This is a genomic window from Nonomuraea sp. NPDC048882 (genome assembly GCF_040649755.1).
Classification (GTDB): Bacteria; Actinomycetota; Actinomycetes; order Streptosporangiales; family Streptosporangiaceae; genus Nonomuraea; species Nonomuraea maheshkhaliensis.
Map to the genome: position 1 here is coordinate 937,979 of NZ_JBEZGB010000001.1, position 22,700 is coordinate 960,678.

The window sequence follows — 22,700 nt, forward strand, 5'->3', positions numbered from 1 at the left end:
TCAGGCCAGGAGTTCCTCGCGGGCCTGGTCCAGGGCTGCCAGAACGGCGCCGCGCAGCACCGGGTTGCCCTCCGTCACCGTCGTCGTGACCACCTGGGGCCGTACCGGGCAGATCCCGGCCACGGCCTCCTCCACCCGGGACGTCAGCGCGGACCCGCCGGCGAGCCCCACCTCCCCGGCCAGCACCACCAGGCCGGGATCGAGCACCACGCACACCGCCGCCACCCCGAGCGCCAGCCGGTGCGCGATCTCGTCGAGCAGCGGCTCGCCCTCGGCGCCCGCGGCCACGGCGACCTTGACGGCCTCGGTGGCGCTGCCGGCCGCGAAGCCGTAGCCCTGGGCCAGCTCGGTCACCGCCTCGGCGCTGACCAGCGACTGCAGGCCGCCCGCCAGCGACGGCAGCCGCCCGGGCAGGGTGCGGATGTCTTCCGGCAGCGGCACGCCGGGCACCGGCAGGTAGCCGATCTCCCCCGCGCTGCCGGAACGCCCCCGGTGGAGCCGGCCGCCGAGCATGATGGCCAGGCCGAGGCCGCGGCTCGCCCACAGCAGCACGAAGTCGTCGGCGCCCTGGGCGGCCCCGTCGGCGCGCTCGGCGATGGCGGCGAGGTTGACGTCGTTCTCGATCGTCACCTCGCGCCGCAGGTCGCCGGCCAGGGCCTCGTGGATGCCCTCGTGCCAGCCGGGCAGGTCGAAGGAGAAGCGGATGTCGCCGCTGCGCGGATCGACCACGCCCGGGGTGCCGATCACCACGCCGCGCAGCCGGGAGATGCTGATCCTGGCGCCGCGGCAGGCCTTGGCGATGGCGCCGTGCACCACGGAGACCGGGTCGTCGTGCCCGTCGGGATCGACGGTGACCTCGGCGATCGTCCGGCCGTGGATGTCGGCCACGGCCGCGGAGAGCCGTTCAGGGCCGACCTCAAGGCCAGCCACGTAGGCGCTGGAGGCGATCACCGAGTAGAGGGCCGCGTTGGGCCCCCGCCCGCCGGCCTGGGCGCCCACCACCTCGACCAGGCCGCGCTCCTCCAGCCTGGCGAGAGTCTGCGAGGCCGTGACCTTGGACAGGCCGGTCAGCTCGCCGATCTGCCCGCGCGTCATGGGACCGGTGGCCAGCAGCAGGTCGAGCGCGGCCCGGTCGTTGATCTCCCTGAGCAGTCCGGGCACACCAGGGCGTCGCTCCGCGCTGTATCCCACCGTGAATCCCACCGTCAAAATCGAAAAGGTTGTTGGAAGTTTAGCGCTCCGGCTCTTGCGCGCCGCGTCAGGCGAACACGAGGATGCCTCATGACCATCCCGCGTGGCCATGCCGTCATGCTGGCGCTCGGCATCGTAGTCCTGTTCGACGTCCTGCGGGTCTTCCTGCCCTCTTTGATCACGCTGTTCGGCCGCGCGGGCGAGACGCCCGCGGAGCTGATGGGCCTGTACGCCGCCGCCTGGTTCATCCTCCCCTTCCTGGCCCTGCTCGCAAAGCCGCGCCACGCCCTGATCGCCGGCGCGGCCGGGCTGGTCGCGGCACGGCTGCTGCTCCAGGCGGGCGTGAGCCAGCTGTACGTCTCCTCCGCCGGCGTCACGGCCGGCCTGGTCTTCCTGTACGGCTGCGCCTGCGCGGTCCCCCGCAGGGCCGTGCCGGTCGGCATCATGGGCGGCATCGCGCTGTCGTCCCTCGTCCACCTGCTGCTGGACGGGGTGGACCTGGTCTGGCGGGCGGGCCCGCTGTCCTGGGCGGCCACGCTCGCGCTGTGCCTGGCCCTGTTCCTGGCGCTGCTCCCCACGCCGCCTGCGGAGGGCGCGCCCGCTCCCGCGCGGGTCTGGTTCCTCTTCGGGCCCACACTGCTGCTGGCCGGGATGGCGGCCACGTCGTGGGCCAAGCCGGAGCAGGGCCCCGAGCCGCTCGGCACGCTCGCGCTCACCTCCGGCCTGCTGGCGCTGACGCTGGTCGCGGCGACCGCGGCGGCGCTGGGCCCGGCCACGTCCCCGCTGATCGAGCTCGGGCTGGGTATCGCGCTCGTCGCGATCACGGTGGTCACCTACCTGCCGGGCGCCGGGGTTCCTGGGCTGTCGATCGGGTTCCTCGGCAGCATGCTCGCCGCGGCGGGCACCGGGCCCGCGGGGCGGCGCCAGGGCCTGGCCCTGCTGTGCGGCGGGCTCGTCTTCCTCGTCGGGACGTTCGCCTATTACGCGGCCTACGACCTCGATCTCGGCGTGCCCAACTCCGTGGTGCCCGTGGCGGTCTCCGTGCTGGTCGCCGCGGTGGCCGTGGTGCCGCGGCTGGTCCGCGACCCGCCCGTGGAGCTGCCCGCCCGCCGCCGGACCCTACCCGCCGCCCTGGCCGCCGCGCTCGTGCTGGTGCCGCTGGTGGTGGTCGTCTCCTGGCAGCCCGCGCCCGCCGTGGCCGCCCGGCGCTCGGACGACCTCACGCTGATCGCGTACAACATCAGGATGGGATTCGGGCTGGACGGGCGGCTGTCGCTCGACCGCATCGCCTCGTGGGCCGCCGCGCGGCGGCCCGACATCGTCCTGCTCAGCGAGGTGGACCGGGGCTGGCTGCTCAACGGCGGCCACGACGACCTGGACCGGATCGCGCGCGGCCTGGGCATGCGCCACTACTTCGCGCCGGCGGCCGACAACGTCTGGGGCGACGCGCTGCTCACCAACCTGCCGGTCAAGAGCGTGCGGTCGTACGGGCTGGGGCGGCACGGCTATCCCACGGGGGCGCAGGCGCAGGCCGCCGTCGTCGAGGTGAACGGCAGGGAGGTCGGCGTGGTCAACACCCACCTCCAGGCGCCCGCCGGGCAGGCCCCCGAGGTCGCCGCCATCGTGCGCGACCTGGCCGCGAGCCGGCCGGTGATCCTGGCCGGCGATCTGAACATCACGCCGGACGACCCCGAGATGCGCGTGCTGCTCGCGGCGGGGCTGTCGGACCCCCTGAAAACCCTGGGCGACCCGCCCACCTCGCCCGCCGGCAGGCCGGTGAGACGGATCGACCACGTGCTGATCAGCGCGGGTTTGACGGCCGTTTCAGCCCAGGTACCGCGGTTGCCGTATTCAGATCACCTGCCCGTTCTGACGACCTTGCGCCTAACCAGTGTTGACCAGGAGGGATAATCGAGAACATGCGCCTATCCGCTCGTGTCGACTACGCCCTTCGCGCCGCCGCCGAACTCGCCGCAGCCGGTGCGGGTCCGACCACTGTGGGCGAGCTCGCCAAGGAGCAGGACATGCCGCCCAAATACCTGGAGAACATCCTGCTCCAGATGCGCCGCGCCGGGCTCGTACGCGGCCAGCGCGGCCCCGAGGGCGGCTACGTGCTGGCCCGGCCCGCCGCCGAGATCTCCCTGGCCGACGTCATCAGGGCGGTGGACGGCCCGCTGGCCAACGTCCGCGGCGAGCGGCCCGAGCACGTCGGCTACCGGGGGCCCGCCGAGTCGCTGCAGCAGGTGTGGATCGCGCTGCGGGCGACCGAGCGGTCGATCCTGGAGGAGGTCACGCTGGAGCAGGTGGCCTCGGGAGCGCTGCCCGAGCGCATCCGTGTGCTCGCCGCCGACCCCGCTGCCTGGGACTGACCGCTCCCCTCGTCGCCTGGGGCTGACGCCTCCCCCGGCCCCTGCCCGGAACCGGCCTGTTCCCCGGCTTCCCAGGCCCGGCGGCCCGTCCTCACTTCCTCGTGTACCAGAACCTGACCTTGTCGATCACGGACGCGGGGCCGGTGGCCAGGGTGCGCACGGTCCGGCCGGTCACGTCCGCCATGACGACGTTCAGGTCGTCGCCTGAGGGGATGGTGACCAGCAGATGGCGATCGTCCAGCCAGCCGCGGAAACCGGACCCCTTCGGCAACCGGGCCTCGCCCTTCTTCGCGCCGGTCATCTCGTCGAGGAAGCAGATGTCACGCGAGCGTCCGGGGCACTCGGTGGCGAAGACCGTGCCGATCGGCGTGGTCGCGACCCCGCCGATCGCCAGCTTCCCCTTGAACTCACGCAGCCGCCCGCCCTGAAGGTCCAGCGCCCTGATCACCCCGCCGGTCGCCTGATACAGCACGCTGTCGCCTGAGCCCCACATGAACCTGGTGTCGGCCACGTCAGGAACCTTCATCACCTTGACGGCTCCCGTGATCACGTCGATCACCGCGAAGCCCTCGGCCTTGCCCTTCCGGTCGGCCAGGGTCGCGACCAGCCGCCGCCCGTCGGCGGACCAGACCGGCTCGAACAGCGTGGCGGGCTTGTCCACCGTGCGCAGCTCCCGGTCCTGGCCGGTGGCCCGGTCGCGGATCCGGATGAACTCGAAGCCGGAGCGCCGGAAGCGGGTCACCGACAGCGAGGCCACGTAGCGGCCGCCCGGCGCCACGATCGGCTCCTCCCAGGCGCCGAAGAAGCCGAAGGTCCCGGCGGCGGGGTCGCGTGTGTAGGTCGTGTAACCGACCCCGTCGCGCTCGTCGCGGTAGGAGGAGACCCAGAGGGGGTCGGCGGGGTTCTCGTGCAGCGTGATCCCGGTGCCGGGGATCTTCGCCTCGGTGGTGGACGTGAGTGCCATGTCCCCCGCGCGCGGAGTCGGCAGCGGCACCGACGCCGACCCCGAAGCCGACCCCGAAGCCGACGGCGTGGCGGCGAGCGGTCGCGGCCCCGGCTGGGATCGCGGGATCAGCAGCACCGCCGCCACGACGGCGACCAGAGCCGTGGCCACCGCCGCAGCCACCACCGGCCACCTCCTGCGCCACGCGGAAGCCTGCTCCCCGACAACCGGTGGCCAGTTCCCGAGCCGCGCAGGATCCTCCGCCCCGCCCACCAGCGGCCATCTCCTGCGCCGCGCAGGAGCCGCGGGGTCCTGCGCCCCAGCTGCCGGAAGTCCCCCGGCGCGCCGAGGGACCTGATCGCGTCCGCCGGACGGCGGCGCGGCCGACTCCTGGCCCTCGGCCAGCAACTCGCCCGGGTGGCGTGGCGCCTGCTCCGGCACGCGGTGCCCGAGCAGGGTGAGCAGCGCCTGCGCGGCCGTGGGCCTGGCCGCGGGGTCCTTGGCCAGGCAGCGGGCGGCCAGCTCACGCAGGTCGCCGTCGAGCTCGCCCAGGTCGGGCTCCTGGTGCAGGATCCGGGTGATCAGCGCGGCCAGGTCGCCGGTGCCGAACGGCGGCCGCCCGGTGGCGGCGGCCACCATGGTCGAGGCCCAGGCGAACAGGTCCGCGGCCCGGCTCACCGGCCGGTCGGCGAACTGCTCCGGCGCCATGTACGGCGGCGTCCCGACCAGCTCCCCGCCGGCCTCGGTCTCCTCCAGGGCCCGGGAGATGCCGAAGTCGATCACCCGTGGCCCGTCCCTGCTGAGCAGCACGTTGCCCGGCTTGAAGTCCCGGTGCACCACCCCGGCCTGGTGGATCGCGGCCAGCGCGGTCAGCGTCCCGATCGCCAGCCGGCGCAGCTCGGCCCCGCGCAGCGGCCCCCTGTCCATGATCACGCCGGCCAGGGAGGGGCCGTCCACGTACTCGCTCACCACGTACGGCGTGCCGTCGAGCTCACCGCTGGCCAGCACCTGCGCGGTGCAGAACGCCTTGACCCGCCGCGCGTACCCGATCTCCTGCCGGAAACGCGAGCGGGCCTCGGCGTCGGCCGGCTCCGCCCCCAGCATCTTGATCGCCACCCGCCCGCCGCCGGGCGACTCGCCCAGGTAGACGACGCCCTGCCCGCCCACGCCGAGCCGCCCGACCACGCGGTGCTCCCCCACCTGGACGGGATCGTGCGCGAGCAGCGGCCTCACGATCGCGGCACGCGGGCGAACTGGAGCAGCACCGGGCCGTCCGTCGCCAGGTCGGCCAGCACCCGCTTGACATCGCCGATGAAGTCGATGATCTGGATTTGCTGGGTTTTCTTCTTGCCGGGATCCTGCACCATCAGGTGTTTCTCGTTGAACCAGCCGAGGAAGGAGCCCTTGGCGTCGCCGAAGTCGACCGTCGCCTGCCGCGCGCCGGTCGCGAGATCCCACACGCACAGCTCCTTGCCGTTCGGGCAGACGGTGGCCAGTCGTTTTCCGGACGGCGAGAACCACTCGCCGCCGCGCGGCAGGCCCACCCAGTGCATGGTCTTGGTGACCTGGCCCGACATGTCGTAGAACTCGATCCCCGAGTTCTTGCCGTCCCAGAACCCGCGCACGACCGTGCCGTCAGGGGCGAAGTTGTAGTACAGGGAGGAGTTGTCGGTGTATTCGGTCTCGACGTGCACGGCCTTCCTGGTGGCCAGTTCGATCACCACGAAGCCGACCAGCCTGCGGTCCTTGTCCTGGTTGTAGACCGACAGCAGCAGCTTGCCGCCGTCCCTGGACCAGACGGGCGTCAACGTCTGCAGAGGCTTCTTGACGGTGCTGACGACGAAGGACTCACCGGTGGACATCCGGACGAACCTGATCTGGTCCAGCTCGGAGGTCTGGAACTTGAGCATGGGGTTGAGCGCCACCCAGTCGCCGCCGGGGGAAAGGGCGGGCTGCTCGTAGTTGCCCACCTCCTTGAACTCCCCACCGGGCGGCCTGGCGAAGCTGGAGAACTGGCCGCCGGAGCCCAGGTAGGAGACCAGCCGCATCGAGTCGTCGGCATGCTCGTGCAGGGTCACGGCGACGTCCTTCAGTTTCGTGTCGCTCAGGCCCTTCTTCTCCACATCGTCCGACGGCGCCTCGGTCTGGACCGTGGTGATCGTGGGCGTGGGGGCGGCGCCGGGCGCGGGGGTGACGGCGCTCGTCGGCGTGGCGGCGGTGGCGGCCGTGCTCCTGGTCGCGGGGCCGCCGGACAGGACCTGGAACCCCGCGGCCGACACCAGCGCTCCCGCGACGAACGCGGCGGCCAGCGCGAGCACGCTCCTGCCCCGCCGGGGCGGCGGGGCGGCCGCCACGGCGCCGCTGTCCACCCGCCCGGTCAGCAACGAGGTCTGCCCGACCAGCCGCAGCAGCACCTCGCTGGCCGCCGGCCGCGCCTCGGGATCCTGCTCCAGGCAGGCCACGATCAACCCGTGCAACTCCCCCAGCTCCGGCAGATCCGCCTGACCGCCGGTGATCCTGGCCACGGTCGCCGCCATCGACCCGCCCTCGAACGGCGAGGCTCCGCTGACCGCGAACACCATCGTCGCCGCCCACGAGAACACGTCACCCGCCGGCGTGGCCGCGCCGCCCGCCAGCCGCTCGGGAGCGGTGTACGCGGGCACCGCCACCTTCCGCGTCGACACCGACGCCTGCGCCATCGCGTGTTCCAGCCCCGCGTCGGCCACTCTGGGCCCGTCGGGGCCCAGCAGCACGTTGCCCGGCCGGATGTCGCCGTGCACCAGCCCCGCCTGGTGCAGCGCGACCAGCGCCGTGATCGTCCCGGCCGCCAGCCGGTGCAGCCCCACCCCGTCGGCCGAACCGCCGACCTCCGCCAGCGAGGGTCCGTCCACCCACTCGGCCACCAGGTACGCCTGCTCGCCCTGTACGCCCGCGTCCAGGACCTGCGCCGTGCCGACCGCCGAGACCGCCCGCAGCGGCTCCATCTCCCGCAGGAACGCCTCCGGGTCCACCTCGGCCGGTAATAATCGCACCAGGACCGGCTCCCCGGCCCTCGACCGCCCGGCGAACACCCCGGGCGCCAGCCGCCCGCTCAGCCGATATCCCGCGACCTCCGCGGGATCTCCCGCACGTAACTCAGTGATCTCCGGCATGCCCTGCACAAGCCTTCCGTCAAGGCCGTCTCCTGATCGCCATTATGGCCACGAACCCCCTCAAAACGCAGCGAATCATTGACGCAAGGCTCTGCCGGAGACGCCCCCGTGCCGGTCAAGCGGGCCCGCGGCCGTGACGGCGGACGCGCAGCCATGACAGCGGACGCGCAGCCGTGACAGCCGCGCACCCATGACAGCGGACGCGCGGCCGTGACAGCGGCTTCTTAGACTGGACAGGTGCCTGAGGGAGATGCCGTCTACCGCACCGCCGCCCGCCTGCGAGGCGCGCTCGACGGGCGGACGCTCACCCGGTCGGACTTCCGGGTCCCGCGGCACGCCACCGCCGACCTCACCGGCCGCGCGGTCGTCACCACGCTCTCGCGTGGCAAACACCTGCTCACCCGGGTCGAGGGCGGCCTGACCGTGCACACCCACCTGCGCATGGACGGAAGCTGGCTGGTCACGCCCGCAGGCCGGCGCACCGCCCCCGGCGACCGGGTACGGCTGATCCTGGCGAACGCGGAGTGGCAGGCGGTCGGCGTCAGGCTGGGAATGGTCGACCTGGTCAGGACCGACGACGAGGCACGGCTGGTGGGCCATCTGGGGCCGGATCTGCTGGGTGCGGACTGGGACCCGGAGGAGGCCGTGCGGAGATTGCGAGCGGAGCCCGGCAGGACCATCGGGGAGGCGCTGCTCGATCAGCGCAACCTGGCGGGGATCGGCACGATCTATCGCACCGAGACCCTGTTCCTGCGCGGGGTCTGGCCGTGGAAGAAGGTCGGGGAGATCGAGGATCTCGACGGGCTGGTGTCACTGGCCCAGCGGCTGCTGGACGCCAACAAAGGACTTGCGGGCACGGTGACCACAGGTGATCGCCGCCCGGCGAACGCGACGTGGGTCTACGGCAGGGCGGGGAGGCCCTGTCGCCGATGCGGCACCCGCATCAGCCGCGGGGAGATGGGGATGCGGCCACAGGAACGGCTGATCCTGTGGTGTGCGGGCTGCCAGCCGCGTTAGGCGGCCACCATGTCCTTGACTTCGGGGAACACGGAGTCGGAGATCGCCCCGGGAACCGTCTCGGAAAGGGCGAGACGCTCGTGCTCGGGCACGTCGGCGAGCACAGGGGCAGCCTGGAGCTCCGCCAGCGCGAACTGGTCGGAAACCTCACGCAGCACCTGCGAAAGCGGCACCCCGAGCGCGCCGCAAATGGACGCGAGCAGCTCGGACGAGGCCTCCTTCTGGCCACGTTCCACCTCGGACAGGTAGCCGAGCGAGACACGTGCCAGTGTCGACACCTCGCGCAGCGTGCGCCCTTGCCGCACCCGCAACCGCCTCAGCACGTCGCCGAGCAGCTGACGCAGCAGAATCATCTGTCGCTCCCTCCCCGGCGCGGATGTCTTCACCACGCCCCGCGCGATCGGTTCGTGCCGCACATTTTGCTTCTTCGCTTCGTACATACTCCTCGCCGTCATCACTGGGCGACTCCGCCCCTGGACCGCCGCTCGTGCCTCGTTGCGCGACTCATCAGGCCCGCCTGCCGGGCGCTCGGTGCTTGCAGTTGGCTCACGGACCTCACTCACAGCTCCACCGTACCCGTATCCACCGACACCGCGTCAGACCGTGCCTCGGATGTTCGCTCGGGACGTAACACGGTAATCACCCGGAATGTTCCCCTATGTTCGCCTTCAGCACACCTGACAGTAGATCGACTGCCTCGTCCACCGTCTCTACCCTGATACGTTCGCGCGACCCTTCAAGTCTCAATTCCCGGGCCCAAATCTGCCCGCCGGGCCCGGCGACGGCCGCGTAGACGGTGCCGACCGCCTTGCCGTCCTGCGGCTCGGGCCCGGCCACCCCCGTCACCGCCAGCCCGTACGTCGCCCCGCACACCCGCGCGACCCCCGCCGCCATGCCGGCCGCGACCTCGGGATGCACGGCCCCCTCGCGCTCCAGCAGCTCACCCGGCACCCCCAGCAGCTCGTGCTTGAGATCGGTGGCGTAGGAGATCACCCCGCCCCTGAACGCCTTGGAGGAGCCGGACACCGCCGTGATGGCGGCGCCGATGAGCCCGCCGGTCAGCGACTCGGCCACCGCCACGGTCTCCTGCCGCTCCACCAGCATCGCCAGTACCCCGGCCACATCCGCCATCGCTCACTCCCCGCGCGCCCGCTTGGCCACTTTACGCAGTCTCACGGCCCTGAAGACGTAGTCGACGCCCGTGCCCACGGTCACGACGACCGCTCCGCCCATCACCACCCACTTGACGGGATCGGGGATGCCGGGCAAGAGGTAGAGCACGATCGCGGCGATCTGCAGCACGGTCTTGACCTTGCCGCCGTAGCTGGCCGGGATGACCGCGTGCCGTAGCAGCACGAACCGCAGCCCCGTGATGGCCACCTCGCGGCCGAGGATGACGATCGTGACCCACCAGGGCAGCTCGCCGAGGATCGACAGGCACACCAGCGCCGCCCCGGTGAGCGCCTTGTCGGCGATCGGGTCGGCGATCTTGCCGAAGTCGGTGATGAGGCCGTAGCGCCGGGCCAGCTCGCCGTCGAGGTGGTCGGTCAGCGAGGCCACCCCGAACAGCGCCAGCGCGCCCAGGCGCCAGCCGGTGCCCGGCAGGAAGAGACAGACGACAAAGAAAGGGACGAGCACCAACCGGAGGACCGTGAGGACGTTGGCGATGTTCCACGGGCTTACCACGCGGCGCTCGTCCCTTTTCATGGACCGGCCTTGATGCGCGCGATCAGGTCAACCCCCTCGGCGTCGACCACCACCGCGCGTACGATCTGCCCCTTGACCAGGCCGATGCCCTGCACCGTGACCGAGCCGTCCACCTCGGGGCCCTGGTGCGCCGCCCTGCCCTCGTAGCCGCCGTCGCCGAGGTCGTCGTCGATCAGCACGTCGACCTCGGTGCCGATGCGCTCCTCCGCGCGCTGGGCGGTCAGCTCCTCGGCCAGTTCGGTGAGCACGCGCACGCGCTCGTCGACGACCTCCTGCTCCAGCTTGCCGGGCAACCCGGCGGCCTCCGTGCCGTCCTCGTCGGAGTAGCCGAACACACCGATCACGTCGAGCCTGGCCTGCTCAAGGAAGCCGACCAGCTCGCCGAACTCCTCCTCCGTCTCGCCGGGGAAGCCCACGATGAAGTTGGAGCGCACACCCGCCTCGGGGGCGCGCTCGCGGACCGACTCCAGCAGCCCGAGGAAGCGCTCGGGGTCGCCGAAGCGGCGCATCCGGCGCAGCACCGTGCCGCTGGCGTGCTGGAAGGACAGGTCGAAGTAGGGGACGACGCCCTCGGTGGCGGTGAGCACCTCGATCAGGCCCGGACGCAGCTCGGCCGGCTGGAGGTAGCTGACCCGCACCCGCTCGATGCCCTCGACGGCGGCCAGCTGCGGCAGCAGCTTCTCCAGCGCGCGCAGGTCGCCCAGGTCCTTTCCGTAGGAGGTGGAGTTTTCGCTCACCAGGACCAGCTCGCGCACCCCCCTGTGGGCCAGCCAGTCGGCCTCGGCCAGCAGGTCGCCGGGCTTGCGCGAGACGTAGGAGCCGCGGAAGGCGGGGATGGCGCAGAAGGTGCAGCGCCGGTCGCAGCCCGAGGCCAGCTTGAGCGAGGCCACCGGGCTCTCGTCGAGCCGTTTGCGCAGCACGCGCGGCCCGCTGGCGGGCGCCAGGCCCGTCGGCAGGTCGCCGTGACCCGGGATGCTCGTCGTGGCCGCGCTGGCACGGTCCACCGGCGAGATGGGTAGCAGGGTGCGGCGGTCGCGTGGGGTGTGCGGCTTGAGCGGCCGGCCTTCGAGCACGTCGTCGAGGCGGCCGCCGATCTCGGCGTAGTCGTCGAAGGAGATGACCGCGCTGGCCTCGGGCAGTGCCTCGGCCAGCTCGTTGCCGTAGCGCTCGGCCATGCAGCCCGCGGCGACTACCTTGACGCCCGAGTCGGCGGCGGCCAGCAGCGTGTCGATGGAGTCCTTCTTGGCCGAGTCGATGAAGCCACACGTGTTGACGACGACGACATCGGGGTCGTCGTCGCCCAGCTGCCAACCGGCAGCCTCGAGTCGCGCGGCCAGCTCCTCGGAGTCGACCTCGTTGCGTGCGCAGCCCAGAGTGATCAGCGATGCGGTTCGGCGGGATGACATGGTGAACACTACGGTATCGGGAGTTGGCCACCACCTGTTGCACGGGCTCCCCCGCGCGACCCGCGCGCTGCTACCGCGACTGCGGTTTCGGCGGCCCGAACGAGCGCCGCACCATGTCCCCGCTGCCTCCCAGACCCTTGACCTTCTTGCCGTTGACGTGCAGCGTTACGGCTCCGACGTCGGAAAGCAGCACGTTGACCTTCTCGGGCGCCTTCCAGGTGGACGTCTTGCCCGCCTTCAGCGTGCCCGAGAACAACTTCTGCCCCTTGGCGTCGTGCACGTTCACGTACGACGACCGCTTCGCCTTGATACGCACCGTCACCAGGTTCTTGGCACTGACCTTCGACGGCGCCGCCCTGGGCGCCTCGGTGATCGGCGTGTTCGGCGGGACGCTGGGCCGGGCCGAGGCCGCCCGCACGTCCCCCGTGCGCACCTGGTCGCTCGCGCCGCCCAGCACCCGCATGGTGCCGAAGACCACGACGATGGCCAGGGCCACGCCCAGCGCCATCGTCCAGTTGGGCCCCCGGCGCTCGGGCACGTTGATCTTGCGGTCCGCCTGGAACACGGCCGAGGCCCGCACCGGCTGCGGCACCCCTCCGTGTTGCTGGTCGTAGAGATGGACCGTGGCCTCCGGGTCGAGCCCCACGGCCCCGGCCACCGCCCTGACATGCCCTCTGGCGTAGAAGTCACCCCCGCACTGGCGGTAATCATCCTGCTCCATGAGATGGATGATCGCTTCGCGAATCCTGGTTGCCGCACTGACCTGCGCGACCGTTAGCCCGGCCGACTGCCTGGCCGCTGCCAGCATGGCCCCGATGCTCTGCTCCTGCACAGCGAACGCCCCCCACCACACCGACTACTCTTCGTGGTGGTACATATTCAATCAGTTATCGCCAGGCAAGCACGCATTGGGGTCATTCGCCACGCAGATCGGCCAGCAAACCAGGCAGATCGTCGGGCTTGACCAGCACCTCGCGGGCCTTGGAACCCTCGCTCGGACCGACCACGTTGCGGCTCTCCAGCAGGTCCATCAGCCGCCCCGCCTTGGCGAAGCCGACCCGCAGCTTGCGCTGCAACATCGAGGTCGAGCCGAACTGCGTGGTCACGATCAGCTCCGCCGCCTGGATCAGCACGTCGAGGTCGTCGCCGATCTCCTCGTCGATCTCCCGCTTGACCGGCGCCGCCGCGACGTCGTCGCGGTATTCGACCTGCATCTGCTCCTTGCAGTGCGAGACGATCCCGGCGATCTCCTTCTCCGAGACGAACGCGTTCTGGATGCGGATCGGCTTGCTCGCGCCCATGGGCAGGAACAACGCGTCACCCTGGCCGACCAGCTTGTCGGCGCCGGGCTGGTCGAGGATGACCCGCGAGTCGGTGAGCGAGGACACCGCGAAGGCCAGCCTGGACGGCACGTTGGCCTTGATCAGGCCGGTGACGACGTCCACAGAAGGCCGCTGGGTGGCGATCACCAGGTGGATGCCGGCCGCGCGGGCGAGCTGCGTGATGCGCACGATCGAGTCCTCGACGTCGCGCGGGGCCACCATCATCAGGTCGGCCAGCTCGTCCACGATCACCAGCAGGTACGGGTACGGCTGGTAGACCCGCTCACTGCCGGGCGGCGGCTGCAGCTTGCCCGCCCGCACGGCCTTGTTGAACTCGTCCACGTGCCGGAACCCCGAGGCGGCCAGGTCGTCGTAGCGCCGGTCCATCTCGCCCACGACCCATTCCAGGGCCTCGGCGGCCTTCTTCGGGTTGGTGATGATGGGGGTGATGAGGTGGGGGATGCCCTCGTACACGCTGAGCTCGACCCGCTTGGGGTCGACCAGCACCATGCGCACCTCGTCGGGGGTGGCCCGCATGAGGATGCTGGTGATCAGCCCGTTGACGCAGACCGACTTGCCCGCGCCGGTGGCGCCCGCGATGAGCAGGTGGGGCATCTTGGCGAGGTTGGCCACGATGGTGCGGCCCTCGACGTCCTTGCCCAGGCCGACGATCATCGGATGGTGGTCGGCCTGCGCCACCTGCGAGCGCAGCACGTCGCCGAGGGAGACGAGGTCCTTGTCGGCGTTGGGGATCTCGACGCCGATCGCCGACTTGCCGGGGATCGGCGACAGGATGCGCACGTCCGCCGACTTGACGGCGTAGGCGATGTTCTTGGTGAGCGCGGTGACCTTCTCGACCTTGACCGCGGGCCCGAGCTCGATCTCGTAGCGGGTCACGGTCGGCCCCCGGGTGAAGCCGATCACCTGCGCGTCGATGGCGAACTGCTCCATCACGCTGGTGAGCGCGTTGACCACGGTCGTGTTGGCCTTGGTCTGCGGTTTGGGCGCCGTGCCCATCTTGAGGTGCTGCAGGTCGGGCAGCCCGTACGGGCCCGCCTGCGGCGACAGCACGAGCTGCTCGACCTTGCGCGGCGCGGGCGTCGGCTGCGGCGGCTCAGGCTTGCGCTCGGCCTCGGGAACAGGCGCTTCCTCCTCGTCCGTCAGCCCCGGCACGATCTCGGGCGAGTGGTCCTGCCGCTTGTCCTTCTCGGCCAGCACCGGGGTGTCGTACGGCTTGACGATGTCGCCGACGTCCTCGCCGCTCTCGCCCTTCTTGGTCCTGACCCGCTTCTTGGCCGGCTGCCGCGGCGTCTCCTGCTCGGCGTGCCGTTCGAACAGCAGGTGCTTGAGCTCGGCCAGCCGCTCGGGGATGCGGTGCACCGGCGTGGCGGTGATCACCAGCACGCCGAACCCGGACAGGAGCAGCAGCAGCGGGATCGTCACCCACGGGGGCAGGATGCTCATCGGCGGCGCCGACACGATGAACCCGACCATGCCGCCGGCCTGCGACACCTTGTCCATGCCCTGGCCCTCGCCGGCCGGGTAGGGCGTGTCGTTGGCCACGTGGATGACGCCGAGCACGCCGACCATCAGCGCGGCCCAGCCGATCACCATGCGGCCGGTGTCGGCGTTCTGGTCGGGATGGCGCAGATAGCGCCAGGCCAGCAGGCCGAGCAGCAGCGGCAGCGCCCAGGCCAGCGAGCCGAACACGGCGTGCACGGTCGCGTTGACCACCCCGGCCACCGCGCCGTCGGAGGTGCGCCAGGTCATGGCCGCGAGCACGATCGCGCCCGCGAGCACCGTCAGGCCCACCCCGTCGCGCCGGTGCGCGGGATCGAGCTCCCTGGCGTTCTTGCCCAGCGCCCTGGCCGTGCTGCCGATGCCGTTGGCGAGCAGCATCCACAGCCCGACGATCAGCTTGCCGATCATGGTGAAGACCCAGCTGATGGGGTCCTGATGGGTCACCGATGACTTGCGGCCGGACGTGGTCGTCCTGGCCCTGGACCGGCCCGCCGGCGTGCTCCCGCGCTTGGCGGTGGTCGAGCGAGACGAGGCCGACCGCTTCGCCGGCCCCTTCGATGCGCTTTTCGGCGTACGGGTGGCCATGATGCCAAAGGTACGACGGAGACACCGCTGAACGCGCGCAGCCACGCCGGTGTCCTGGCACGAACCTCACCCGGCCCGCTCAGCCCGGCCTGCTCATTCCCGCCCCCGTACGGACGACACCGCCTCGAACGCGGACTGCATGGCCCCCACCCGGTCCGCCAGATCCTTGATCGCCTCCCGCAGCCCCTCGTCCTCCCCCTCCACCTCGGCCAGCCCCGCCAGCCGCGACTCCACCGCCCCGAGCCGGCGCGCGAAGCCCGCCAGCGCCTCGTGGTCGCGGACGAGCTGGGCGAGCAGCGCCGCCTGCTCCTTCAGCACCGTGGTCTTGCGGAACAGCTCCATGAACACCGTCACCTTGGAGCGCAGCACCCAGGGGTCGAAGGGCTTGGTGAGGTAGTCGACCGCGCCCACCGCGTATCCGCGGAAGGCCGATCCCGCGCTCGGCTCGGTGCCGGTCAGGAAGATGATGGGCACGTCGCGGGTCTGGTCGAGCCGCTTGATGTGGGTGGCGGTCTCGAACCCGTCCATGCCCGGCATGAGCACGTCGAGCAGCACGACGGCGAAGTCGTGGCGCAGCATCAGCTTCATCGCCTCGGCCCCCGACCTGGCCTTGAACAGCACCTGCTGCAGCGGCCTGAGCACGGCCTCCAGCGCGACCAGGTTCTCCTCGTTGTCGTCCACCACGAGGATCTTGACCTGCCGGTTCATCCGCCGGCCTGCCGTTCGCCCGTGAGCCACCCCCGCATCACCTCCAGGAGCTGGTCCACGTCCACGGGTTTGGGCACGTAGTCGGAGGCGCCGCACGAGATCGTCTTCTCCCGGTCGCCCGGCATGGCCTTGGCGGTGAGCGCGATGATGGGCAGGCTGGCGAAGGCGGGCATCTGGCGGACGGCGGTGAGCGTCTCGTAGCCGTCCATCTCGGGCATCATCACGTCCATGAGGACGAGGGCGATGTCGTGCTCGCGTTCGAGCGCCTCCAGCCCCTCCCTGCCGTTCTCCGCGTAGACGATCTCCATGCCGAGGCGGCCGAGCACGTGGCTCAGGGCGTAGACGTTGCGGATGTCGTCGTCCACGATGAGCACCCGCCGGCCCGCGAAGATCTCCCCGGCCGGGCTGTCCTTCAGCCGGGTGAGCGTCGCGCTCCACGAGTCCTCGCCATCGGCGGCCGGCCACTCGGCCGGGACGGTGAGCGCCTCGGGCACGGGCTCCTCGGCCCACTCCGGCTCGCCCGCGAGCGCGGCCGCCGCCCGGCCGGCCGGCACGTAGAGGGTGAAGGTGCTGCCCCTGCCGGGGCTGCTGGCGGCGTGGATCTCGCCGCCGAGCAGGCGGGCGATCTCGCTGCTGATCGACAGGCCCAGGCCGGTGCCCCCGTATTTACGGCTCGTGGTCCCGTCGGCCTGCTGGAAGGCCCCGAAGATGGCGGGCAGCTTGTCTGCGGCGATGCCGATGCCGCTGTCGCTGACCGCGAACGCGAGCATCGGGCGGCCCTCGGGGTCGGGCCTGTCCCCGGCGACGGAGACGACCATGCGCACCTCGCCGGAGGAGGTGAACTTGACCGCGTTGGACAGCAGGTTGCGCAGGATCTGCTGCAGCCGGCGCTCGTCGTTGCAGCTCGGCCTGCTGGCGCTGCAGCTCGTCCGAGCGGCCCTGGAGCTGCTGGGCCAGGCGCTGCGACTCCGACAGCAGCGCCTCGGTGCGGGCGTTGGCGATGATGGTGTTGATGGCCACGCCGATGGTGACCACGAACTGGTCGAAGAAGGCCAGGTGCACGTCGCTGAACCGGCTGAACGAGGCCAGCTCGATCACCCCGAGCACCTTGTCCTCGAACACGATGGGCAGCACCACGACGCTGGCCGGAGCGGCCTCGCCGAGCCCGGTGTGGACCTTGATGTAGCCGGCCGGCACGTCGCCGAGCAGGATGCGCTTGCGTTCCAGGGCCGCCTGCTACATGAGCCCGGGCCCCGGGGTGCCCTGGCCGGGCAGCACGTCGTGGGCGGCGCCGTAGCCGGCGATGAAGGCGAGCGAGCCGTCGAAGGAGGCGGCCTCGGCCAGGAAGAAGGCGCCGTACTGGGCGCTGACCAGCGGCGTCAGCTCGCGCAGGATCAGGTCGGCGACCTCGACCAGGTCGCGGTGCCCCTGCATGAGGCCCGCGATGCGGGCCAGGTTGCTCTCCAGCCAGTCCTTCGCGCGGGTGGTCTCGCGCAGGTTGGCGACCATGAGGTTGACGTTGTTCTCCAGCTCGGCGACCTCGCCCTTGGCCTCGACGCTGATCGAGCGGCTGAGGTCGCCCTGGGCGACGGCACTGGCCACCTCGGCGATGGCGCGCACCTGGGTGGTGAGGTTGCCGGCCAGCTGGTTGACGTTCTTGGTCAGGCGCTCCCAGGTGCCGTAGACGCCCTCGACCTCGGCCTGGCCACCCAGCCTGCCCTCGGTGCCGACCTCGCGGGCCGCCCGCGTCACCTCGCCGGAGAACAGCGCGAGCTGCTCGACCATGCGGTTGACCGCCTTGCCCATCAGCCGCAGCCCGCCGCGCAGCGGCCGGTCGTCCTCCTGCAGATCGACCCGCTTGGACAGGTCGCCGTCCGCGACCGCGTTGAGCACCCTGGTGGCCTTGGCGGCGGGGATGACGAGCGCGTCGATGAGGGTGTTGACGGCGGCCACGTTGACCGCCAGCCGCCGGTGCCTGGGCTGGGGCTGAGCCGCTCGTCGAGCCGCCCGCGCCTGGCCACCTCCGTGCGCAGGCGGGTCAGCTCGCCGCAGAGGTGCTCGTTGCGGTCGAGCACCTGGTTGAGCGTCGTCGCCAGCTCGGCCAGGAAGGGGTCGCCGGGCAGTTCGAGCCTGGCCTTGAAGTTGCCGTCACGCAGCCCGCGCAGGGCCACGAGCAGCGGGCGGAGATCCGCCGGGTGGAGCGGTCCATGTGCATTAGAGGATTCCAACTGCGTGACCATCGCGGCCTTCTTCACAACTGGAGGCATCAACGGCATCAGTCTGCCACTCTGAGAGTGACCGAACTGCCACATCGAGTGATGTTCTAGGACGCAGAGTGGACACGACCAAGGTGTCGAGCACGGCCTTCGACGGCAGTCCCCACGCACCGGCGCACGCCCGCAAGTTCGTACGCCAGGTGCTCGCCGAGTGGCGGCTGGCCCATCTGGCCGAGGACGCCGTCCTGCTGACCAGCGAGCTCGTCACGAACGCGGTGGTCCACGCCGGCACCGGAGTCGAGCTGACCTGCCGCCTCGACGTGGACGCGTGCCCGGCCAGGCTGGAGATCGAGGTCGACGACCACCACCCCGGCCGGACCATCTCCGGCGCCCCGCCGCCCGCCACCGACGAGGACGAGCAGCCGGCCACCTCCGGCCGCGGCCTGGCGCTGGCCCACCTGCTCGCCGACGCCTGGGGCGTGACGTACACGAGGACGGCCAAGCGGGTCTGGGTGCGGCTGGAGATCGGCGAGGGCTGCGAGCAGCAGGAGAGCCTGCCGGGCCCGGCGGGCCCGGTCGCCGCGCCGGTCGTGGCGCCGCTGGAGACCCTGCACGTCGGCGTGGTGGTCTGCGACCTCGACGGTGTGGTGAAGTCGTGGAACTCCGAGGCCGCCCAGTTGCTCGGCTGGGCGCCTGAGCAGGTCGTCGGCCGGTCGCTGAAGGGGCTGGTGGCCTGGCGCGGCGCGGGCCCGTACGCGCTGTCGCTGGCCGACACGCTCGGCCTCGGCCGCTGGCGGGGCGAGACGCGGATGCGGCACCGCGACGGCGGGCTCGTCCCCGTCTACGTCTCCCACCTGCGCACCCGCGGGCACGCCGGGGAGCGCAGGACGATCTGGATGATCGTGGCCGGCGACCACCGCCACGTTTTGACACCGCCGCCCCAGCCGCTGCGCAGGGAGGCGGGCCGGCGGATCAAGGACCTGATCGACCACGACATGCCGCTCGCCGACCTGCTCACCACGATCGTCCAGATCGTGCAGGTGTCCAGCGCGGGCGACGCCTCCTACGTGCTGCTGGCCGCCGACACCGGCGGCCAGTTCGGCGTGGCCGCCGGCGCGGGCGACACGGCGGGGATGGTCGGGGTGCTGGCCAAGGGCGTGTTCTGCGCCGAACGCAAGGCGCCCGCGCTGATCGACGACCTGCTCGCCGCGGACGTGGAGCTGGCCGAGCAATTGCGCGCCAGGTCGCTGGCGTGCGCGCCGTTGCTGGTGTCCGGCGAGGTGATCGGCTATCTCGTGGTCACGGCCGCGCGGCCGGCGCGCTTCGACCAGGAGCTGACGGTCAGCCTGCAGCACATCGCCGACCAGGTGGCGGTGCCGGTGCAGCGCGAGCGGCTGGCCGAGCGGGACCGGGCGCACCGGGGACGGCTGTCGTTCCTGGCCGAGGCGGGCGAGCTGCTGGCGGGCGTGCACGACGAGGAGCTGATCTCGGCGCTGACGGCGCAGCTCGTCGTGCCGAAGATCGCCATGTGGGCGGCGGTCTACCTGACCGATCTGGCGGGCATGACCAGGCTCGCCCACGTCTGGCACAGCGAGGAGAGCCGCAACTCCGCGCTGCGCAAGTCGCTGCCCGCCCTCCCCCGCACCGCGCTGCACGAGGTGGCCTGGCCGATCGGCCCCGAGACGGTGCTGGCCTTCCCGCTGCTGACGCAGGGCAGGTCGCACGGCGCGCTGGTGATCGGCCGTAAGGAGCCGACGCTGCCGCTGGAGCTGGCCGACCTGCTGGCCGATCTGTGCCGCCTGGTGGCGCTCAACCTGCACACGGCCATGCTGTACGCCAGGCAGGCGACGACTTCCCGCGTGCTGCAGCGCAGCCTGCTGCCGATGCGGGTGGCCCCCATGCCGGGTCTGGAGTCGGCGGTGGTCTACGAGCCGGCCGAGGAGGGCGCCGACGTCGGGGGCGACTTCTACGACCTGTTCACGGTGGCCGACCACTGGTGCTTCGCGCTCGGCGACGTGTGCGGCAGCGGCCCCGAGGCGGCCGCGGTCACCGGCCTGGCCAGGCACGCCGTACGCCTGCTGGCCAAGGAGCGCTACACGGTGGCCGACATCTTCGGCCGGCTCAACCAGGCGCTGCTCGACGAGGGGGACGAGGGCAGGTTCCTCAGCCTGCTGTGCGGCGAGCTGACCCCGCTGCCGCAGGGCGGCGCGCTGTGCACGATCGCCTCGGCCGGCCACCCTCCGCCCCTGCTGCTGCGGGCCAGCGGCGAGGTCCAGGCCATGGCGACCCCGCAACTGCTGCTCGGCATCGAGTCCGGCGCCAGGTTCTACGTGGAGACGTTCGAGCTGGCGCCGGAGGAGGTGCTGCTGTGCGTCACCGACGGCGTGACCGAGCGCCGCGACGGCGACCGGCTGCTCGACGACGGCGACGGGCTGGCCGAGCTGCTGTCGGGCTGCACGGGCCTCAGCGCCCACGCCGTGGCGGAACGGGTGCGCCACGCCGTCGAGACGTTCGCCGCCGGGCCGGCCCAGGACGACATGGCGCTGCTGGTGATCAAGGCGTCCGGCGCCCTGCGGCCGGTCAGATGAACCGGTACGTCGTGGTCGAGGTGCGCCGCTCGCCGGGACGCAGCACGGTGGAGGGGAACTGCGGCTGGTTGGGCGCGTCGGGGAAGTGCTGCGTCTCCAGGCACAGCCCCGCGAACGGCCCGTACGGCGTCTGCACCCCGTCGAGCATGCCACCGGCGTAGAACTGCACGCCCGGCTCGGTCGTGGTGACCTCCATGGTCAGCCCGCCGCCCTTGACCTCGATGCCGCCGCCGTCGAGCACGAAGCAGTGGTCGTAGCCGCCGTCGTAGCGCTCGCCCACCGCGTGCGGCTCGGTGAAGTCGAACGGCGTGCCCTTGACCGGCGCCGGCTCCCCCGTGGGGATCTTGTCGTCGTCCACCGGCAGGTAGTGGGCGGCGTCCATCCTGATCACGTGGTCGAGGACGTCGCCCTCGCCCTTGAGGTTGAAGTAGGAGTGGTTGGTCAGGTTGACCACGGTGGGCGCGTCGCTCTCGGCCGCGTAGTCGATCCGCAGCGCGTCGCCGTCCAGCGTGTAGGTGACCGAGGCCGTCAGCGTGCCGGGGAAGCCCTGGTCGCCGTCGGGGCTGGTCAGCGTCAGGGTCACCGACGCGTCGCTCTGGGCGGCGATCGTCCACACCCTGCTGTCGAAGCCCTCGGTGCCGCCGTGCAGGCAGTTGGGGCCGTTGTTGGCGGGCAGCCGGTATTCGGTCCCGTCGAGGGTGAAGCGGGCGTGGGCGATGCGGTTGCCGTAACGGCCGACGACCGCGCCGAAGTAGCGGCTTCGGGTCAGGTAGTCGTCGATCGTGTCCAGCCCGAGCACGACGTTGACCCCGTCGACCTCCAGCCTGCGGATGACGGCGCCGTAGCTCAGCACGTCGGCGCGCAGCCGTCCCGACGCCAGCTCCACCTGCTCGACCTGCCGGCCCGACGGCAGCGTTCCGAAGTTCATGACGGCGCTCATTTATGGGGCCCTTCCCGTGGACTCGCGGACGATGAGGTCGGTGTCGAGGGTCACTGTCGCGCCCTCTCCCCCCGACTGCAGCAGCAGGTCGACGGCCATCCTTCCCGCCGCCGCGGCCGGCATGGCCACCGTGGTCAGCTTGGGCCGGTTGAGCCGTCCCGGAAGGATGTCGTCGAACCCGATCACACTTATCTGGTCTGGTACCCCTATCTCCATCGCCGACAGCCCCTCGATGAGCCCGAGTGCGAGGAGGTCGTTGTAGGCCAGCACCGCGCTCGCCCCGCAGGCGGCCACCTCGGGGGCCACGGCCAGGCCGCCGCCCTCCGTGGGCTGGTTGGGGCCGAAGAAGACCAGGTCGAGCCCGACCGCCTCGGCGGCCGCGCCCTGCATCTCGTTGCTGGTCCACGAGCCGATCGGGCCGGACACGAGCGCGATCCTGTGGTGGCCGAGCGCGGCCAGGTGGTCGAGGGCGAGCTTGGTGCCCTGGGCGACGTTCATGAGCACGGCGGGCATGCCCTTGATGCGCCGGTTGACCACCACGAACGGCACGTCCTCCGCCAGCCGCTCGATCATCTTGTTCGACAGCCGGGGGCTGCACAGCAGGACGCCGTCCACCTGCTTGGCGAAGGTCCTGATCAGCTCTTCCTCGACCCGCGGGTCCTCGTCGGTGTCGGCCACGAAGACGTGGTAGTCACGGCCTCTGGCCTGCGCCTGGGCGGCCTTGATGAGCGGCGGGAAGAACGGGTTGGCGATGTCGGCCACGATCAGGCCCATGTTGTACGTGCGCCCCGTGGTGAGCGCCCTGGCGGCGCGGTTGGGCCGGTAGCCGAGGTCGTCGGCGGCGGCCAGCACGCGGGTCCTGGTGGCCGGATTGACCAGGTGCGGCGCGGAGAACGTCCGGGACACGGTGGAGACGTGGACACCGCAGGCGCGGGCCACGTCCTTGATCGTCGCCGCCATGGCCGTCCTCCCATGCAAACGGTTGCCAGATCAAACCTTGGCGTTCATAGCCGGCGCCGTCAAGGTTCTTGCAAC

18 protein-coding genes and 2 pseudogenes are annotated in these 22,700 nt (G+C 71.6%); 4 read left to right on the top strand and 16 right to left on the bottom strand.

Annotated elements, in window-relative coordinates; all coding sequences use genetic code 11:
* Entirely contained in the window at positions 1–1,203 is a 1,203-nt protein-coding gene (locus AB0C27_RS04025; RefSeq protein ID WP_357837442.1) for an ROK family transcriptional regulator, read from the bottom strand.
* Between the two features lie 78 nt (positions 1,204–1,281).
* Here AB0C27_RS04025 and AB0C27_RS04030 point away from each other — a divergent pair, with 78 nt between their 5' ends.
* Positions 1,282–3,102 (top strand): endonuclease/exonuclease/phosphatase family protein, encoded by a 1,821-nt coding sequence (locus AB0C27_RS04030; RefSeq protein ID WP_357837444.1) that lies wholly within the window; start codon positions 1,282–1,284, stop codon positions 3,100–3,102.
* 8 nt (positions 3,103–3,110) lie between these two features.
* Complete coding sequence (locus AB0C27_RS04035) at positions 3,111–3,560, top strand: Rrf2 family transcriptional regulator (protein ID WP_357837447.1); 450 nt, start codon at positions 3,111–3,113, stop codon at positions 3,558–3,560.
* A gap of 91 nt (positions 3,561–3,651) precedes the next feature.
* Here AB0C27_RS04035 and AB0C27_RS04040 read toward each other — a convergent pair whose 3' ends face one another.
* Together AB0C27_RS04040 and AB0C27_RS04045 are read right to left on the bottom strand one after the other, a co-directional pair.
* Positions 3,652–5,736 carry a serine/threonine-protein kinase gene (locus tag AB0C27_RS04040; protein WP_357837450.1) on the bottom strand — a complete coding sequence of 695 codons (2,085 nt, stop codon included), beginning with the start codon at positions 5,734–5,736 and terminating at the stop codon, positions 3,652–3,654.
* Positions 5,733–7,655, bottom strand: a complete 1,923-nt coding sequence (locus AB0C27_RS04045) for a serine/threonine-protein kinase (protein ID WP_357837453.1) — start codon at positions 7,653–7,655, stop codon at positions 5,733–5,735. The genes AB0C27_RS04040 and AB0C27_RS04045 overlap by 4 nt, the downstream gene beginning before the upstream one ends.
* 237 nt (positions 7,656–7,892) lie before the next feature.
* On the opposite strand from AB0C27_RS04045, the gene AB0C27_RS04050 reads away from it, so the two are divergent.
* Positions 7,893–8,672 carry a DNA-formamidopyrimidine glycosylase family protein gene (locus tag AB0C27_RS04050; RefSeq protein ID WP_357837456.1) on the top strand — a complete coding sequence of 260 codons (780 nt, stop codon included), beginning with the start codon at positions 7,893–7,895 and terminating at the stop codon, positions 8,670–8,672.
* Here AB0C27_RS04050 and AB0C27_RS04055 read toward each other — a convergent pair.
* The 11 genes and pseudogenes from AB0C27_RS04055 to AB0C27_RS04105 form a co-directional block, all read right to left on the bottom strand.
* Complete coding sequence (locus AB0C27_RS04055; RefSeq protein WP_357837458.1) at positions 8,669–9,025, bottom strand: helix-turn-helix transcriptional regulator; 357 nt, start codon at positions 9,023–9,025, stop codon at positions 8,669–8,671. The two genes, AB0C27_RS04050 and AB0C27_RS04055, sit on opposite strands and share 4 nt — an antisense overlap.
* Before the next feature lie 286 nt (positions 9,026–9,311).
* Entirely contained in the window at positions 9,312–9,803 is a 492-nt protein-coding gene (locus AB0C27_RS04060; protein ID WP_357837461.1) for a nicotinamide-nucleotide amidohydrolase family protein, read from the bottom strand.
* Positions 9,804–9,806: 3 nt separating this feature from the next.
* The gene (gene pgsA, locus AB0C27_RS04065) at positions 9,807–10,379 is read right to left on the bottom strand and encodes a CDP-diacylglycerol--glycerol-3-phosphate 3-phosphatidyltransferase (protein WP_357837464.1); all 573 of its coding nucleotides are present in this window, start codon (positions 10,377–10,379) and stop codon (positions 9,807–9,809) included.
* Positions 10,376–11,785 carry a 30S ribosomal protein S12 methylthiotransferase RimO gene (gene rimO / locus AB0C27_RS04070; protein ID WP_357837466.1) on the bottom strand — a complete coding sequence of 470 codons (1,410 nt, stop codon included), beginning with the start codon at positions 11,783–11,785 and terminating at the stop codon, positions 10,376–10,378. The genes pgsA and rimO overlap by 4 nt, the downstream gene beginning before the upstream one ends.
* Before the next feature lie 70 nt (positions 11,786–11,855).
* The gene (locus tag AB0C27_RS04075; protein WP_357838003.1) at positions 11,856–12,593 is read right to left on the bottom strand and encodes a RodZ domain-containing protein; all 738 of its coding nucleotides are present in this window, start codon (positions 12,591–12,593) and stop codon (positions 11,856–11,858) included.
* Between the two features lie 106 nt (positions 12,594–12,699).
* Positions 12,700–15,213 carry a DNA translocase FtsK gene (locus AB0C27_RS04080; protein ID WP_357837469.1) on the bottom strand — a complete coding sequence of 838 codons (2,514 nt, stop codon included), beginning with the start codon at positions 15,211–15,213 and terminating at the stop codon, positions 12,700–12,702.
* A gap of 93 nt (positions 15,214–15,306) precedes the next feature.
* Complete coding sequence (locus AB0C27_RS04085) at positions 15,307–15,921, bottom strand: response regulator (RefSeq protein WP_357837472.1); 615 nt, start codon at positions 15,919–15,921, stop codon at positions 15,307–15,309.
* Positions 15,918–16,475 (bottom strand): response regulator, encoded by a 558-nt coding sequence (locus tag AB0C27_RS04090; protein ID WP_357838005.1) that lies wholly within the window; start codon positions 16,473–16,475, stop codon positions 15,918–15,920. The genes AB0C27_RS04085 and AB0C27_RS04090 overlap by 4 nt, the downstream gene beginning before the upstream one ends.
* 3 nt (positions 16,476–16,478) lie before the next feature.
* Positions 16,479–16,808: pseudogene (locus tag AB0C27_RS04095) on the bottom strand (ATP-binding protein); the annotation flags it as partial.
* A 181-nt stretch (positions 16,809–16,989) separates the two neighbouring features.
* Positions 16,990–17,118 (bottom strand): annotated as a pseudogene (locus AB0C27_RS04100) (hypothetical protein); the annotation flags it as partial.
* A 39-nt stretch (positions 17,119–17,157) separates the two neighbouring features.
* Complete coding sequence (locus AB0C27_RS04105; RefSeq protein WP_357837475.1) at positions 17,158–17,874, bottom strand: HAMP domain-containing protein; 717 nt, start codon at positions 17,872–17,874, stop codon at positions 17,158–17,160.
* A 382-nt stretch (positions 17,875–18,256) separates the two neighbouring features.
* Between AB0C27_RS04105 and AB0C27_RS04110 the strand changes: the two genes are divergently transcribed.
* A complete protein-coding gene (locus AB0C27_RS04110) occupies positions 18,257–20,725 on the top strand; it encodes a SpoIIE family protein phosphatase (RefSeq protein ID WP_357837478.1) in 2,469 nt (822 codons plus the stop codon).
* Here the strand turns inward: AB0C27_RS04110 and AB0C27_RS04115 are convergent.
* Both AB0C27_RS04115 and AB0C27_RS04120 read right to left on the bottom strand, forming a co-directional pair.
* Positions 20,718–21,653 (bottom strand): aldose epimerase family protein, encoded by a 936-nt coding sequence (locus tag AB0C27_RS04115; protein WP_357837481.1) that lies wholly within the window; start codon positions 21,651–21,653, stop codon positions 20,718–20,720. The genes AB0C27_RS04110 and AB0C27_RS04115 overlap by 8 nt on opposite strands.
* Before the next feature lie 12 nt (positions 21,654–21,665).
* On the bottom strand, positions 21,666–22,625 hold the full coding sequence (locus AB0C27_RS04120; RefSeq protein ID WP_346110177.1) for a LacI family DNA-binding transcriptional regulator: 960 nt from the start codon (positions 22,623–22,625) through the stop codon (positions 21,666–21,668).
* Positions 22,626–22,700 lie beyond the last annotated feature (75 nt).